We start from the raw sequence: 15,333 nt of genomic DNA on the forward strand, positions 1-15,333 counted from the left end.
TTAGAAGCCTTAAAAATGACCCCGGCTCGCTGTCCGGGGTCATTTTATGAAATGAAGAATTGGAGAAAGAGTGGAATCCCTGACATTACAACCTGTTGCGCTGGTTAACGGCAGCATCAATTTACCCGGCTCAAAAAGTGTTTCTAACCGTGCGCTTTTACTGGCTGCTTTTGCACAGGGCACTACCCGCCTGACTAACCTGCTCGACAGCGATGACGTGCGTCATATGTTGAATGCACTGACACAACTGGGCGTTACGCACCGTTTATCAGCAGATCGTACCGAATGTGAGATTGATGGTCTGGGCAACGCTTTTTCTGATGCTAAAGGTCTGGAACTGTTTCTGGGGAATGCGGGCACTGCGATGCGTCCGCTGGCGGCTGCATTATGCCTGGGTGAGCAGGATGTCGTGCTGACTGGCGAACCGCGTATGAAAGAGCGTCCGATCGGCCACCTGGTGGATGCACTTCGCCAGGGCGGCGCACAGATTGATTATCTGGAGCAGGAAAATTATCCGCCGCTGCGTCTTCGCGGTGGTTTTAGTGGCGGTGACGTCAGCGTGGATGGCAGCGTTTCCAGCCAGTTTCTGACGGCGCTGTTAATGACAGCTCCGCTGGCAGACAACGACACGACGATTCAGATTAAAGGCGATCTGGTTTCCAAACCTTATATCGACATCACCCTGAACCTGATGAAAACTTTTGGTATTGAAGTTGAGAATAACCAATATCAACAGTTCCATATCAAAGGGAAACAGCAATACGTTTCACCGGGCGCTTATCTGGTGGAAGGTGATGCGTCATCTGCTTCCTATTTCCTCGCGGCAGCAGCCATCAAAGGCGGCACTGTGCGTGTGACCGGCATCGGTAAAAACAGCATGCAGGGCGATATTCGTTTTGCTGATGTGCTGGAAAAAATGGGTGCAACTATTCACTGGGCTGATGACTATATTGAATGCACACGTGGCGAGCTGAAAGGCATCGACATGGACATGAACCATATCCCTGATGCGGCGATGACAATCGCTACCACTGCATTATTTGCCGAAGGTCCGACGACGCTGCGTAATATTTATAACTGGCGTGTCAAAGAAACCGATCGTCTGGCGGCGATGGCGACAGAATTGCGCAAAGTGGGCGCAACGGTGGAAGAGGGTGAAGATTATATTCGCGTTGAACCGCCGAAGGCCCTGAAATTTGCTGAGATCGGAACCTATAATGATCACCGCATGGCGATGTGTTTCTCCCTGGTGGCGTTATCGGACACCCCGGTCACTATCCTTGACCCGAAATGCACGGCGAAAACCTTCCCGGACTATTTTGATCAACTGGCTGCGATCAGCACTCTGGCTTAAACTCTTCCGGTATGTGTGAAGACGGCGGACATCTTTGATGTCCGCTTTTTGCTTTAAGGTGTCAGAAACGTCCGCTTTTTAGGCAACTAAAAAATGCGGGGTAACAGTTGCCACAAAGGCAGCGTATAATGCCGCTCCTGAATTAGTCGTCTTAGGCTAATGAAGCGGGTATTCCCCACCGAAAGGAGACAAAAATGACGGCTTTAGCCCCGGTAATCACCGTTGATGGGCCAAGTGGTGCAGGTAAAGGTACTTTGTGTAAAGCTTTGGCCGAAGCCTTTAACTGGCACTTACTGGATTCCGGTGCCATTTACCGCGTTTTAGCGCTGGCGGCTTTACATCACCAGGTTGATATTGTCTCAGAAGAGGCGTTAGTTCCGCTGGCCGCACATCTCGACGTTCGTTTTGTCGCTCAGGATGGGCAGTTACAAGTGATTTTAGAAGGTGAGGATGTCACCAACGAAATCCGCACCGAGACGGTCGGGAATACGGCCTCACAGGCTGCGGCTTTCCCCCGTGTTCGTGAAGCATTGTTGCGTCGTCAGCGTGCGTTCCGTGAAACGCCGGGCCTGATTGCTGACGGTCGTGATATGGGCACCGTGGTTTTCCCTGACGCGCCTGTGAAGATCTTCCTGGACGCGAGTTCAGAGGAACGTGCAAACAGAAGAATGCTACAGTTGCAGGAAAAAGGCTTTAGTGTTAACTTTGAACGGCTTTTAGCCGAGATCAAAGAACGCGATGATCGTGATCGTAACAGATCTATTGCGCCTTTAGTGGCTGCTCCTGATGCGTTATTGCTGGATTCAACCAGTATGTCCATCGACGAAGTCATCGAAAAAGCGCTGGCTTATGCCACAGAAATTCTAGGATTGCCGCAAAAACAAACCCGGTAATCGAGCCATAATCTGGTGCTGAAGAACATTCAGTGCCAGTTTTGGCTATAGTTTTTTTTAACCTCGCCGCAAGGATCTGTAGCGGGGCATTTGAAACAACCCCATCCAGCAGGAAGCCAGATGGACGTTAAACTTAAGAACCTAAAGATTATCAACATGACTGAATCTTTTGCTCAACTCTTTGAAGAATCCTTAAAAACAATCGAAACCCGTCCTGGTTCCATCGTTCGTGGTGTTGTTGTGTCTATCGACAAAGATATCGTACTGGTTGACGCCGGTCTGAAATCCGAGTCTGCAATCCCGGCAGAACAATTCAAAAACGCACAGGGCGAACTGGAAATCCAGGTTGGCGACGAAGTTGATGTTGCGCTGGACGCTGTTGAAGACGGCTTCGGTGAAACTCTGCTGTCCCGTGAAAAAGCTAAACGTCATGAAGCTTGGATCACGCTGGAAAAAGCTTACGAAGAATCTGCAACTGTTACCGGTGTTATCAACGGTAAAGTTAAAGGCGGTTTCACTGTTGAGCTGAACGGTATCCGTGCGTTCCTGCCAGGTTCACTGGTAGACGTTCGTCCTGTTCGCGACACGCTGCATCTCGAAGGCAAAGATCTTGAGTTCAAAGTCATCAAACTGGACCAGAAACGCAACAACGTTGTTGTTTCCCGTCGTGCAGTAATTGAGTCTGAGAACAGCGCAGAGCGCGATCAACTGCTGGAAAACCTGCAGGAAGGCATGGAAGTTAAAGGTATCGTTAAGAACCTCACTGACTACGGTGCATTCGTTGATCTGGGCGGCGTTGACGGCCTGCTGCACATCACTGACATGGCTTGGAAACGCGTTAAGCACCCAAGCGAAATCGTTAATGTCGGCGATGAAATCACTGTTAAAGTCCTTAAATTCGACCGCGAGCGTACCCGTGTGTCACTGGGTCTGAAACAACTGGGCGAAGATCCTTGGGTCGCTATCGCTAAACGTTACCCAGAAGGTACTAAACTGACGGGTCGCGTTACTAACCTGACTGATTACGGCTGCTTCGTAGAAATCGAAGAAGGCGTTGAAGGTCTGGTTCACGTTTCTGAAATGGACTGGACTAACAAAAACATCCACCCATCTAAAGTTGTTAACGTGGGCGATGTTGTTGAAGTTATGGTTCTGGATATCGACGAAGAACGTCGTCGTATCTCCCTGGGCCTGAAACAATGCAAAAACAACCCATGGCAGCAATTCGCAGAAACCCACAACAAGAACGACCGTGTTGAAGGTAAAATCAAGTCAATCACTGACTTCGGTATCTTCATTGGTCTGGACGGCGGCATCGACGGCCTGGTTCACCTGTCTGACATCTCCTGGAACGTTGCAGGCGAAGAAGCAGTACGTGAATACAAGAAAGGCGACGAAATCGCAGCTGTGGTCCTGCAAGTTGACGCAGAACGTGAGCGTATCTCCCTGGGCGTGAAACAACTGGCTGAAGATCCATTCAATAACTACCTGTCTGTTAACAAGAAAGGTACTATTGTTACTGGTAAAGTCACAGCAGTTGACGCTAAAGGTGCTACAGTTGAATTAGCTGGTGGCGTAGAAGGTTACCTGCGCGCTTCAGAAGCTTCTCGCGACCGTATTGAAGATGCAACTCTGGTTCTGAGCGTTGGTGATGAAGTTGAAGCTAAATTCACCGGTGTTGACCGTAAGAACCGTGTAGTAAGCCTGTCCGTCCGTGCTAAGGACGAAGCAGACGAGAAAGATGCAATCGCTGTTGTTAACAACAAACCAGCAGAAGAAAGCAACTTCTCTAACGCTATGGCTGAAGCATTCAAAGCGGCAAAAGGCGAGTAATGACGGGGGGCGACTCTGTCGCCCCGAAACGGTAGTTTAGCTGCAAAGCTTGGAGGTACTATGACCAAGTCTGAACTTATTGAAAGACTTGCTGGCCAGCACTCTCATATCCCGGCGAAAGCTGTTGAGGATGCAGTGAAAGAGATGCTTGAGCATATGGCTGCAACCTTGGCTGATGGTGAACGCATCGAAATCCGTGGGTTTGGCAGTTTTTCTCTTCACTACCGTGCTCCGCGTGTGGGACGTAACCCTAAAACGGGCGATAAAGTTGAGCTGGACGGTAAGTACGTTCCTCACTTTAAGCCAGGTAAAGAGTTGCGTGATCGCGCGAACATTTATGGCTAAGGTTTATTCCTGAAACATAAATGACTGCCTATAGCGAATGCAAAACGGTGCCTTTAAGGTGCCGTTTTTTTTGTCATTTTCGACCTGAAGACTGTTTCCGTTTTCTCTATTCTGCTTATTATTTGCGTAATGCCTCGCATCGATTCCTTCTGATACTTGTCCCTTTTTCGCTCAAAAACCATACTCCAGTCCTGACGTTGACCTGAATTACAGGCCGTTTAACGCTGAGGGTAAAAACATCAAAATCTCAATGGATGAGGTCGCAATTGCCATTATCACCGGCATGGTGCCGCTGATTTTTCTCGCCACAATTCCCACGACAGTTCAGCTTGTTGCCTTATTTATGATGACTTGTCTGCTGTTCGTTCCTGAACGAAAACTATTCAGACTGATTGCCATCACATTACTGAGCTTCTGTTGGGCTGCTTATCAGGGGCAAATCCAGCTGCAACAGATTTCATCCCTTCAGGGCGTTAAACGTGAAGTGATTGCCGAGGTGAAAACGGTGAGTTTGGGAACGGAAGGGTCTTCCCGCTTCTTCAGGATAGAAAGAGAGGAGGGTAAACGCGTTTTTCCTCCCGTGTTATTCCGGGCTAAATGGGAAGGGGATACTACGCCTCTGTTGGCAGGGCAACGATGGAAAATACTTGTCAGCCTGCGTCCGGCACATAGCCTGCTCAATGAAGGTGGCTTTGATGCACAGCGCTGGGCGTTGTCGCAGCATGCGCCGCTGACCGGCACTATCTACAGCGGGGAGCCTCTGGACACTGAGGCGGACTGGCGTCAGCAATTTATCCAACGCGTCATGCAGAAGATGCCAGAACTTATGAATGCGCCAGTGCTTATTGCATTGGCATTTGGTGAGAAAGGGTTGATTCAAAAACCAGAAATGTTGGTCTTACAGCGTACCGGGATTGCGCATCTGGTCGCCATTTCCGGTCTGCACATTGGGATTGCCGCATTGTTTGGTGGGTGTTTGGCGCGGATGTGTCAGTGGTTTATGCCTGTCAGATTAATCGATTATCGCTTTCCGCTGGTAGTCAGTGAGATTTTCCTGCTGGTTTACACGTGGCTTGCCGGTTGTAATGCGCCTGCTATGCGGACAGCGATGGCATTCTCATTATGGATCCTGCTGCGTTACTTTCGGGTTCGTTGTCATCCCTGGCAGGTCTGGTTATGGGGCGTAGCGCTTTTACTAATAACTGATCCGATGAATTTATTGTCAGATAGTTTTTGGTTGTCGTGTTTTGCCGTTGCTTCTCTCGTTTTCTGGTTTCAATGGGTGCCTTTACCGGCGAAGTTTCAGCAGCACTGGTACTGGTGTGTCATTCGTTGGGGACATTTGCAGGCCGGAGTGACCCTGCTTTTATTGCCCCTGCAAACTTGCATTTTCCATGGGATCAATGTTGCCTCATTTCTGGCAAATATGTGGGCTGTACCAGTTGTATCACTACTCACAGTTCCCTGTGTTCTGGTCGTCCTTTTTCTGAACATCTTCCCGGCCGGGTTGCTGACGGGGATCCAAACCTTACTCTGGCAGGGTGCTGATTACACACTGAATCTGGCAATGTGGGGCGTAAGACCATTCATCGGTAATTGGTTTGCGCTGGGAGAAAACTTTCTGTTTGTCAGTTTGTTGGGATGGGTTGCTATAATTTTTTGCCGTATCGGGCACGTGAAACAATGGGTTTCAATACTGGTGTCGTTTTGCGCGGTATCCGTAGTCTGGTACGGACGGATCCCTGCTGAACGCTGGCGTGTTGATATGCTGGACGTCGGGCATGGTTTGTCGGTACTCATCAGCCGGAATGGGAAAGGTATTCTCTATGATACGGGGAATAAGTGGGAAGGTGGGTCAGCGGCTGAACAGAATATTTTACCGTTTTTGAATTGGCATAATATCGAGTTAGAACAGATAATTATCAGTCACAACGATATGGATCATCGTGGTGGCCTGCCATTTTTGCAATCGCGATATCCTCAGGCAAGTTTGCGGGAGAGTTCCATGTCAGAGGGGCATCTGGCGTGTGTGGCCGGAGAACACTGGCAATGGCAGGGGCTGAATTTTAACGTTTTATGGCCGGAGGCAAAAGTTGCTGATGCCCGAAATGATGACAGTTGCGTCATCCGCATTGATGATGGTTCATTCAGCCTTTTGCTGACAGGGGATATTGAAGCCGGTTCAGAAAGGGCCTTGATCAGGAAATCGAGGCAGAAATTGCACTCTACAGTGCTTCAGGTTCCTCATCACGGGAGTAATACGTCGTCTTCACCGCCTTTTTTGCGGGCTGTTTCGCCGGAATCGGCGCTGACATCGGCAGCACGTTTCAACAAATGGCATCTTCCCGCGCATAAAGTTGTTAGCAGATACAACAAAGCCCGCTATGACTGGCACTCCACTTCGGATTCCGGTCAACTAAGCCTGTTCATTTATGGTGATTATTGGGCAATTAAAGGCTTACGGGAGCAATTAAACCCACGTTGGTACCACCGCCGGTTTGGAGTATCAGTAGATAATGAGTAGAATAGGCCGCTATTTCTTTCGATGCTGGTTGATATTGCATGATGAACGATAAAGATCTCTCCACGTGGCAGACATTCCGTCGCCTATGGCCGATGATCACACCTTTTAAAGCCGGGCTGGTTGCTGCGGCTATTGCGCTGGTCGCCAACGCCGCCAGTGATACCTTCATGCTGTCTTTGCTGAAACCGCTTTTAGATGACGGATTCGGAAAAGCAGACCGCTCAATTTTACTCTGGATGCCACTTGTCGTAATTGGTCTGATGATTGTTCGTGGCGTGAGCGGGTACATTTCGAGCTACTGCATCTCCTGGGTATCGGGCAAAGTGGTTATGCATATGCGCCGCCGCCTGTTTGGTCACATGATGAGAATGCCGGTCGCATTCTTTGACCAGCAATCCACCGGTACCTTGCTTTCCCGTATTACCTATGACTCTGAGCAGGTGGCTTCATCGTCTTCCAGCGCTCTTGTCACCGTCGTGCGTGAAGGGGCTTCAATCATTGGCCTGTTTATCATGATGTTTTACTACAGCTGGCAGCTTTCAGTGATCTTGCTGGTCATAGCACCGATCGTTTCGGTTGTTATCCGCGTGGTGTCTAAACGTTTCCGTAACATCAGTAAATCGATGCAAAACACGATGGGACAAGTGACGACCAGCGCAGAGCAGATGCTGAAAGGGCACAAAGAAGTTCTGATCTTTGGTGGCCAGAAAGTTGAAACTGAGCGTTTTGATAAAGTCAGTAACCGTATGCGTCAGCAAGGTATGCGTATGGTTTCTGCTTCATCGATTTCTGACCCGATTATTCAGCTGATCGCCTCTCTGGCACTGGCTTTCGTGCTGTATGCGGCAAGCTTCCCGTCTGTGATGGAAACACTCAGTGCCGGCACGATCACCGTGGTCTTCTCCTCGATGATTGCGCTGATGCGCCCGCTGAAGTCCCTGACGAACGTCAACTCCCAATTCCAGCGCGGTATGGCAGCTTGCCAGACGCTGTTCTCTATTCTGGACATGGAGCAGGAAAAAGACGAAGGCAAGCTGGAAGTTAAACGCGTTAAAGGGGAAGTTGAATTCAAGAATGTCACCTTCACCTATCCTGGTCGCGATGCTCCTGCGCTGCGCGATATTTCTTTCGCTCTTCCGGAAGGGAAAACTGTTGCGCTGGTGGGGCGTTCCGGGTCCGGTAAATCGACTATTGCCAACCTGCTGACACGTTTCTATGACATCCAGGAAGGTAAAATCCTGATGGACGGTCATGACCTGCGTGAATATACCTTGTCATCACTGCGCGATCAGGTTGCACTTGTATCGCAGAACGTTCATTTATTCAACGATACGATTGCCAACAACATTGCGTATGCCCGTACTGATCTTTATTCCCGTGAAGAAATCGAAAAAGCCGCAACAATGGCTTATGCGATGGATTTCATCGGTAAGATGGATAAAGGTCTGGACACGGTTATTGGCGAGAATGGCGTCCTGCTTTCTGGTGGCCAACGCCAGCGCATCGCGATTGCGCGTGCGTTGCTGCGCGACTCGCCGATTCTGATCCTTGATGAAGCGACTTCTGCGCTGGATACCGAGTCAGAACGTGCAATTCAGGCCGCACTGGATGAACTGCAAAAAAACCGTACCTCTTTGGTGATTGCGCACCGCCTATCGACCATCGAAAAAGCCGATGAGATTCTGGTGATTGAAGATGGTTGTATTGTGGAACGTGGCTCACACACCGCATTGCTGGAAGAACGCGGTGTTTATTCGCAGCTCTACCGGATGCAGTTTGGCCAATGATTGAGCGTATCTGGTCAGGTAAATCACCGCTCTATCTGTTGCTGTTGCCTTTGTCCTGGCTGTACGGGTTAATCTCGAATTTAATCCGTTACAGCTATAAATCAGGGCTTAAAAAAAGCTGGCGGGCGCCTGTGCCCGTCGTGGTAGTGGGGAACCTCACTGCCGGGGGCAATGGTAAAACGCCGGTGGTTATCTGGCTGGTTGAAACGCTACAGCAGCATGGATTCCGCGTGGGCGTAGTTTCACGCGGTTACGGCGGTAAGGCTGAAAGCTATCCGCTGGTATTAGCAGCAGATACAAAGGCTGCTCAGGCGGGTGATGAGCCCGTATTGATCTTCCAGAGAACCGGAGCGCCTGTTGCGGTGTCCCCGGTTCGTTCTGATGCCGTTAAAGCACTGCTGGCCGCGCATGAGCTGGACGTCATTATCACGGATGATGGCCTTCAACATTACGCGCTTCAGCGTGATGTTGAAGTTGTGGTGGTTGACGGCGTCCGGCGCTTTGGCAACGGCCACTGGTTGCCTGCCGGACCGATGCGCGAACGTCAGGCGCGTCTGCGTTCTGTTGATGCGGTGATTACCAACGGTGGCACCGCGCTTGCCGGTGAGCTGTCTATGGTTTTACAGCCGGGCAAAGCCGTGAATCTGGTGACGGGTGAACAGCGCGATGCAGCGATGCTGAAGAATGTGGTGGCGATGGCCGGTATTGGTCATCCACCACGCTTTTTTGCGACACTCAAACAGCTGGGGGTAGATTTGCAAAAGGAAATCGCTTTCGCCGATCATCAGGCGTACTCCCCTGAACAGATTTCCGCTACGGTACAACCCGGTCAGCAGCTTCTGATGACGGAAAAAGATGCCGTAAAATGCCGCTCTTTTGCTCAGCCGGACTGGTGGTATTTGCCCGTCGAAGCAAAAATTCAGGGTTTACAGGCAGAGAAATTATTGCAAAAAATAGCTGATCTTATTTTGAAAACCCATCTTTAAGCGGGTTGTATCTTCGAAATCCACTTCAGATATTCGAAATTTACGTAAATTTATAATTTCAATGCGACTGATTTTAATGACTTATTTGCGTAAATATTAATGACCCTTAAAATTATTGCGTATCGTGACTTGCTATTGTTTGCAGGTTATGAGTAAATGCGTGCAGCCTGTGTTACAGCGCTATTTATGTATGAGTGTAGAGTAAAGCAGTTCCTCCCAGACGTTATCTCTTTCCCGATGATTCCGCTTCCAAGACGAACCTTCTAAGTCCCTCCCATAAGTAATTGTCTGAACTATTGGCCAACATTGCCGAATGGCAGGATCTTATTGAGTAAAAGTTAAAGGGTTTTAAATATGTCTAAGAAAATGGGTCAGGTTAAGTGGTTCAATGAAAGCAAAGGTTTTGGTTTTATTGAGCAAGCTGATGGCGGCAAAGATGTCTTTGTACATTTCTCCGCAATCGCAACGGATGGTTTCAAAACTCTGGCTGAAGGCCAGCGTGTAGAATACACCATTCAGGACAGCCCGCGTGGTCCGGCTGCTGCTAACGTTATCGCTCTGTAATCAGAGAATAATGTGATGATATGAAACAACTCGAATTGTCTTTCATATCAGCAGAGTAAAACCCGCCCAACGGCGGGTTTTTAGTGCCCGAAAAGAAATGAGCTTTAAAGAAGTTCGCAGTAAAAATAATCGTTAAACAAATTCGCTCATTAGAGGTTTTTTATAAAAAAATAACTTAGATATGGGCAAACGCATCCGAACAATAATAAAAAAGTGTGTTCATGGATGCCCAAAAGAAAGGATAGAAATTATGATGTTAAAAATGGGTTTAGTTAAATGGTACAACCAGGCTAAAGGCTACGGTTTTATTTGCCCTCTGGATGGTTCTTCTGAGATTTATGTTCAGCGTACCTCCATTGCCAATACCGGTAATAAATCACTGAGTGCCGGTCAGCGTGTAGAGTTCACCACTTACCGCAGCGTAGCACATGGCCCTTCAGCGGCTGATGTTATTGCGTTCTAAGTCTGGTTTTTGTAATGCGCCGTTGAGCTGAATTTTACGCTCCGGCAAAAATATGTTATCGGTATCCACAGTTTATCGCTGCCACGGATACCGATATGTCTCACCCGGTTATATCTCTCAGTTCGGCCCGCACCCTGCATTTATCTGCACAAAATCTTCTTAAACCTCTGACCCGAAAACCGTCTGCCGGTGATGTTGTCGATTCCATTCAGAATATGGGATTGCTGCAAATCGATACGATCAGCGTGGTTGCCAGAAGCCCTTACCTCGTATTGTTTAGCCGCCTCGGAAATTATTCCCCACAATGGCTGGAAGATGCGTTATCTGAGGGGAAAATTTTTGAATACTGGGCGCACGAAGCCTGTTTTATCCCTCGCGAGGATTACGGGTTATTGCGGCACAAGATGCTGAACCCGCAGGGCATGGGATGGAAATTTTCTCAAGACTGGTTTGATGAACATCAGGCTGATATTCAAGCTCTTCTGAGCCATATTGCAGAAAAAGGTCCGGTGCGTTCTGCGGATTTCAGTGCGGAGAAAAAATCAAACAGCGGCTGGTGGGACTGGAAACCGCATAAAAAACATCTGGAAACGCTGTTTACTTCCGGAAAGCTGATGGTGTCCGAGCGACGTAATTTTCACCGCGTGTACGATCTTGCAGAGCGCGTCATGCCCGGCTGGGATGATGCGGCGCAGGCACTTAGCCAGGAAGCGGCGGAATATCAAATGATGTGTCGTTCGGCGCAGTATCTGGGGATATTCAAAGCGGAATGGCTGGCAGATTATTATCGCCTTAAACGTGTTGATACCCGGAAAGTGATTGAAACACTCCTGGAAAATGGAGAAGTCACGCCTGTTGAAGTCAGCGGGCTGGAGGGAAAATATTATGTCCACCAGCAACAATTTCCTCTGTTGCAAAAAGCGCGTGAGTCACGAATCAGCTCAACGGTGACGACACTGCTTTCACCGTTCGATCCGGTTGTGTGGGATCGCAAGCGCGCCTCGACTCTTTTTAATTTTGATTACCGGATTGAATGCTATACGCCGGAGGCAAAGCGTCAGTACGGGTATTTCACGTTACCGATCCTTCAGCGCGGCGAGTTAGTCGGGCGCATAGATGCCAAAATGCACCGCAAGGAAAAGGTTCTGGAGGTGAAAAGTCTTCACCTCGAGCCTGAAGTCACGATGACATCCCGGCGTGCGCAGGATATTCACGGCGCGATTACGCGCTTTGCTGCATGGCAGGGAGCAGAAGACGTATTGTTTTCGAAAGGGCCGGAAGCGTTAACAGTGTTATGGAATACGGGTTGGCGGGTCTGATCCAGAAAGTAAAACGGCTGCATCAGGCAGCCGTTTATTCACGATGATTGCAGGTGTTACTCAGTATTAGTTGCTGAAGTTAGCGAACATTGCGATGATTTTGTTAATGGTTTTCATTTTGTGCTCATATCTGAAGTTTATAGTGTGATGTGCATCACAAAAAAAATTGTACTCCCACGTAATCTGCAACGCAATCCTTCATGAGTGATATTTTTTAATCACATTAATTTAACTTTCTGGAGGCGTAGCAGAAGGTGACGTGAGGATTAACGCAGAGGGGGCGTTATGCTATTCTCTGGAGCCGTTGTATTGTGTTTTCCAATGCATTTTTGCGTGACACCCTGCTGAAAAGCGGTGTATTCGCCTCCGGGAGGAATTAATGGACCATCGTTTACTTGAAATCGTTGCGTGCCCTGTGTGTAACGGGAAACTGTACTTCAATAAAGAAGCACAGGAATTAGTGTGTAAAGCCGACAGTCTGGCTTATCCGGTTCGGGACGGCATCCCAGTATTATTAGAAAACGAAGCCCGCCCGCTTTCTGTTGATGAGACACATCCATGAGTTTTATTGCAATTATCCCGGCCCGTTTTGGGTCCAGCCGCCTGCCCGGTAAGCCTTTGGCCGATATTAACGGTAAACCGATGGTTGTGCACGTCATGGAACGTGCGCTGGAATCCGGTGCGAAACGCGTGATTGTAGCGACCGACCATCCGGAAGTTGTGGCCGCAGTGAAAGCTGCAGGTGGTGAAGTCTGCCTGACCAGCCCTGATCATCAGTCTGGTACCGAACGTCTGGCAGAAGTTATCCAAATTTGTCAGTTTGCAGATGATGAAATCATCGTTAATGTGCAGGGCGATGAGCCGCTGATCCCGCCGGTGATTGTCCGTCAGGTCGCTGAAAATCTGGCTAACAGCGTTGCGGGTATGGCAACGCTGGCAGTACCGATTGAATCTGCCGAAGAAGCCTTCAACCCGAATGCAGTAAAAGTGGTTCGCGATGCTAACGGTTACGCCATGTATTTCTCCCGCGCGGCCATCCCGTGGGAACGTGAGCGTTTCGCTGTTTCTAAAGATACGATTGGCGACGTCTTCCTGCGCCATATCGGTATTTATGCCTATCGCGCCGGTTTTATCCGTCAGTACGTTCAGTGGGAACCGAGCAAACTGGAGCACATTGAGTTGCTCGAACAACTCAGGGTGCTGTGGTATGGTGAAAAAATCCACGTTGATGTCGCGAAAGCCATTCCTTCAGTAGGGGTTGATACTCCGGAAGATCTGGAACGCGTACGTAAGATCCTGGGCCACTCGCATTCCTGAGCCACGGTTAGCGGACGGAATGCGTCACATTCCGTCCATTCTTATCTGACGTTCCTTCCAGTTTCCGAGTTATCCTCTCTCTCCTGAAGCAATTATCCGGTTTTTGTTTGATCTGAAACGGGGTATTCATCTGTCGAAGCTTTCATCATAAACGTTAATCTTTTCGTCACTGCGAATACGTTATGGAACAGCTAAAAGCCGAGTTAAGTATTGTTTTGGGCGAGCGTTTATCCCGCCTTGAATGCGTCAGTGAACAACCTTATGCCCATCTTTTTTCTCTTTATGATGAGCAGGGCTATGCAATGCCGCTGATGGCGAAAAGTTTTGTCTGCGAAGGCATCGCGGGGCAGGAAGCCTACAAACTCTCGATGCTGGCCAGAGAAGGCGTAGTGCGCGTGCCGACGGTTTACGGCATGGTCACGACGCATCAAAAACCCTATCGGGAAATTTTGCTGATTGAACGTCTGCGCGGCGTCTCAGCAGAAGCACCCACCCGCACGCCGGAACGCTGGAAAATATTGCAGGAGCAAATCGTTGAGGCGATGCTGGCCTGGCACCGTATTGACAGCCACGGTTGCGTCGGTTCAGTCGACAGCACCCAGGAAAACCGCTGGGAAAACTGGTATCCGCAACGTGTTGAAGTGCTGTGGTCAACCTTATCAAATTTACAGGCGCCGGAACTCACGCCGGAAGATCGCACGGTGCTTTTCCGTTCCCGATCCAGCATTGCGACCTTGTTCAGGGAATCCGATGACACGCCGGTTCTGGTTCACGGCAATCTTTCCCTGCGCAGTATGCTGAAAGACCCGCGCAGCGATCAGCTTCTGGCGATGATTAATCCGGGTACCGTTTTATGGGCGCCGCGTGAATTTGATTTGTTCCGTCTTTGGGAAAAGGGCATGAGCGAGCAACTGCTGTTCAGCTATTTGCAAAAAGCGCCCGTCTCAGACACCTTCCTTGAGCGCCGTTGGTTCTATTTACTGTGGGAATCTGTCGCGCACCTTATCCATACCGGTAAGCTCGATCGCCGCCAGTTTGACTATGCGCGACAGCAACTGTTGCCGTGGCTTAACTGACGGGCTTCGTTTCGGATGACGGCAGCGTCATCCATTGCCAGATACTCCCCAGCGTTTCGTACCACGCCCGTTCACTGTGAGATAAGAAAAGTGCCTGCGGAAGGGCTCTTTCCCACGGGTTAAGCGGGGAATCAATTGCCAGCTGATTAGCCGGAGCCGGGATTGGGCTCAGTCCTGCCTGCCTGAAGAAAACCAGTGCGCGGGGCAGATGATTGGCGGAGGTTACCAGCACGAAAGGCTGATCATCGGCCAGAATTTTTACCTGCTGCGCTTCCTGATGCGTATCCCGTGGCTTATCGAGCAAAATGATATCACTCTCCGGCACACCTAAACTCTCCGCCACTTTCCCTGCAACGGCCGCACTGCTCACCGGATTTGTCATGGCCTGCGCGCCGGTAAACACGATTTTCGATCCCGGATTTGCACGATAAATTCGGATCCCCTCTGCGACGCGGGGCAGGCTGTTGCTGATCAGGTTGGAGCTGGGTGCCCAGTCCGGGTTATAGGTATAGCCGCCACCGAGAACGACAACGTATTTTACCGGCGGATGCGCCTGAGGCTGATACGTCGGATAGCCAGATTCCACCGGGCGAAGTAAATTGTCAGCCACCGGCTGGAGGCTCAGCAGGAGCAACAGCAGCCAACTCAGTGAAAAAAACACTTTTCCGGTTTTTTGCCAGCGGGTCATCCATAACAACACCAGCGCGATCGCCATCATCAGCAGGATAAAAGGCAGTGGCATTAACAGGCCGCCGACAGTTTTTTTTAGGATAAATAGCATCAGAAACCGGTCCTTTTGGGTGAAAAAACGACATCCGGGCGTGAATCAGCGTCAGGATGATTTATTCTATGCCAGCCTGTGCCAAAATAGC

General features: G+C 49.6%; 14 protein-coding genes. 13 read left to right on the forward strand and 1 reads right to left on the reverse strand.

Annotation, left to right across the window (positions count from 1 at the left end; all coding sequences use genetic code 11):
* The first annotated feature begins 70 nt into the window (after positions 1-70).
* The 13 genes from aroA (at position 71) to M2403_RS17055 (ending at position 14,461) form a co-directional block, all read left to right on the forward strand.
* Positions 71-1,354, forward strand: coding sequence for a 3-phosphoshikimate 1-carboxyvinyltransferase (gene aroA / locus M2403_RS16995; protein WP_152324710.1), 1,284 nt, complete (start codon positions 71-73; stop codon positions 1,352-1,354).
* 194 nt (positions 1,355-1,548) lie between these two features.
* Entirely contained in the window at positions 1,549-2,247 is a 699-nt protein-coding gene (gene cmk / locus M2403_RS17000) for a (d)CMP kinase (protein WP_152324163.1), read from the forward strand.
* Positions 2,248-2,403: 156 nt separating this feature from the next.
* The gene (gene rpsA, locus M2403_RS17005; RefSeq protein ID WP_101076455.1) at positions 2,404-4,080 is read left to right on the forward strand and encodes a 30S ribosomal protein S1; all 1,677 of its coding nucleotides are present in this window, start codon (positions 2,404-2,406) and stop codon (positions 4,078-4,080) included.
* Between the two features lie 60 nt (positions 4,081-4,140).
* Positions 4,141-4,425, forward strand: coding sequence for an integration host factor subunit beta (gene ihfB / locus M2403_RS17010; RefSeq protein WP_013574835.1), 285 nt, complete (start codon positions 4,141-4,143; stop codon positions 4,423-4,425).
* A 250-nt stretch (positions 4,426-4,675) separates the two neighbouring features.
* Positions 4,676-6,949, forward strand: coding sequence for a DNA internalization-related competence protein ComEC/Rec2 (locus M2403_RS17015; RefSeq protein WP_259230230.1), 2,274 nt, complete (start codon positions 4,676-4,678; stop codon positions 6,947-6,949).
* Between the two features lie 38 nt (positions 6,950-6,987).
* A complete protein-coding gene (msbA, locus tag M2403_RS17020) occupies positions 6,988-8,736 on the forward strand; it encodes a lipid A ABC transporter ATP-binding protein/permease MsbA (protein ID WP_152324162.1) in 1,749 nt (582 codons plus the stop codon).
* Positions 8,733-9,722 carry a tetraacyldisaccharide 4'-kinase gene (gene lpxK, locus M2403_RS17025; protein ID WP_217153069.1) on the forward strand — a complete coding sequence of 330 codons (990 nt, stop codon included), beginning with the start codon at positions 8,733-8,735 and terminating at the stop codon, positions 9,720-9,722. The genes msbA and lpxK overlap by 4 nt, the downstream gene beginning before the upstream one ends.
* Before the next feature lie 354 nt (positions 9,723-10,076).
* Entirely contained in the window at positions 10,077-10,286 is a 210-nt protein-coding gene (locus M2403_RS17030) for a cold shock domain-containing protein (RefSeq protein ID WP_104921457.1), read from the forward strand.
* Positions 10,287-10,536: 250 nt separating this feature from the next.
* A complete protein-coding gene (locus M2403_RS17035) occupies positions 10,537-10,749 on the forward strand; it encodes a cold-shock protein (protein WP_104921458.1) in 213 nt (70 codons plus the stop codon).
* A gap of 95 nt (positions 10,750-10,844) precedes the next feature.
* The gene (locus M2403_RS17040) at positions 10,845-12,068 is read left to right on the forward strand and encodes a winged helix-turn-helix domain-containing protein (RefSeq protein WP_165058092.1); all 1,224 of its coding nucleotides are present in this window, start codon (positions 10,845-10,847) and stop codon (positions 12,066-12,068) included.
* A gap of 379 nt (positions 12,069-12,447) precedes the next feature.
* Entirely contained in the window at positions 12,448-12,630 is a 183-nt protein-coding gene (locus M2403_RS17045) for a Trm112 family protein (RefSeq protein ID WP_104921460.1), read from the forward strand.
* Complete coding sequence (gene kdsB, locus M2403_RS17050; RefSeq protein ID WP_152324159.1) at positions 12,627-13,385, forward strand: 3-deoxy-manno-octulosonate cytidylyltransferase; 759 nt, start codon at positions 12,627-12,629, stop codon at positions 13,383-13,385. Before M2403_RS17045 ends, kdsB begins: the two co-directional genes overlap by 4 nt.
* A gap of 182 nt (positions 13,386-13,567) precedes the next feature.
* Entirely contained in the window at positions 13,568-14,461 is an 894-nt protein-coding gene (locus M2403_RS17055; RefSeq protein WP_259230233.1) for a YcbJ family phosphotransferase, read from the forward strand.
* On the opposite strand, the gene elyC is transcribed toward M2403_RS17055, so the two are convergent.
* Positions 14,454-15,242, reverse strand: coding sequence for an envelope biogenesis factor ElyC (gene elyC, locus M2403_RS17060; protein WP_259230234.1), 789 nt, complete (start codon positions 15,240-15,242; stop codon positions 14,454-14,456). The two genes, M2403_RS17055 and elyC, sit on opposite strands and share 8 nt — an antisense overlap.
* Between the last annotated feature and the right edge of the window lie 91 nt (positions 15,243-15,333).

Origin of the sequence: Rahnella sp. BIGb0603 (genome assembly GCF_024808755.1) — a bacterium.
GTDB classification, from domain to species: domain Bacteria; phylum Pseudomonadota; class Gammaproteobacteria; order Enterobacterales; family Enterobacteriaceae; genus Rahnella; species Rahnella contaminans.

What these genes read in the sequence shown, in the direction of transcription:
- cmk (WP_152324163.1), top strand. Translation starts at nt 1,549, where the DNA reads ATGACGGCTTTAGCCCCGGTAATCACCGTTGATGGGCCAAGTGGTGCA.
- rpsA (WP_101076455.1), top strand. Translation starts at nt 2,404, where the DNA reads ATGACTGAATCTTTTGCTCAACTCTTTGAAGAATCCTTAAAAACAATC.
- ihfB (WP_013574835.1), top strand. Translation starts at nt 4,141, where the DNA reads ATGACCAAGTCTGAACTTATTGAAAGACTTGCTGGCCAGCACTCTCAT.
- M2403_RS17015 (WP_259230230.1), top strand. Translation starts at nt 4,676, where the DNA reads ATGGATGAGGTCGCAATTGCCATTATCACCGGCATGGTGCCGCTGATT.
- msbA (WP_152324162.1), top strand. Translation starts at nt 6,988, where the DNA reads ATGATGAACGATAAAGATCTCTCCACGTGGCAGACATTCCGTCGCCTA.
- lpxK (WP_217153069.1), top strand. Translation starts at nt 8,733, where the DNA reads ATGATTGAGCGTATCTGGTCAGGTAAATCACCGCTCTATCTGTTGCTG.
- M2403_RS17030 (WP_104921457.1), top strand. Translation starts at nt 10,077, where the DNA reads ATGTCTAAGAAAATGGGTCAGGTTAAGTGGTTCAATGAAAGCAAAGGT.
- M2403_RS17035 (WP_104921458.1), top strand. Translation starts at nt 10,537, where the DNA reads ATGATGTTAAAAATGGGTTTAGTTAAATGGTACAACCAGGCTAAAGGC.
- M2403_RS17040 (WP_165058092.1), top strand. Translation starts at nt 10,845, where the DNA reads ATGTCTCACCCGGTTATATCTCTCAGTTCGGCCCGCACCCTGCATTTA.
- M2403_RS17045 (WP_104921460.1), top strand. Translation starts at nt 12,448, where the DNA reads ATGGACCATCGTTTACTTGAAATCGTTGCGTGCCCTGTGTGTAACGGG.
- kdsB (WP_152324159.1), top strand. Translation starts at nt 12,627, where the DNA reads ATGAGTTTTATTGCAATTATCCCGGCCCGTTTTGGGTCCAGCCGCCTG.
- M2403_RS17055 (WP_259230233.1), top strand. Translation starts at nt 13,568, where the DNA reads ATGGAACAGCTAAAAGCCGAGTTAAGTATTGTTTTGGGCGAGCGTTTA.
- elyC (WP_259230234.1), bottom strand. Translation starts at nt 15,242, where the DNA reads ATGCTATTTATCCTAAAAAAAACTGTCGGCGGCCTGTTAATGCCACTG.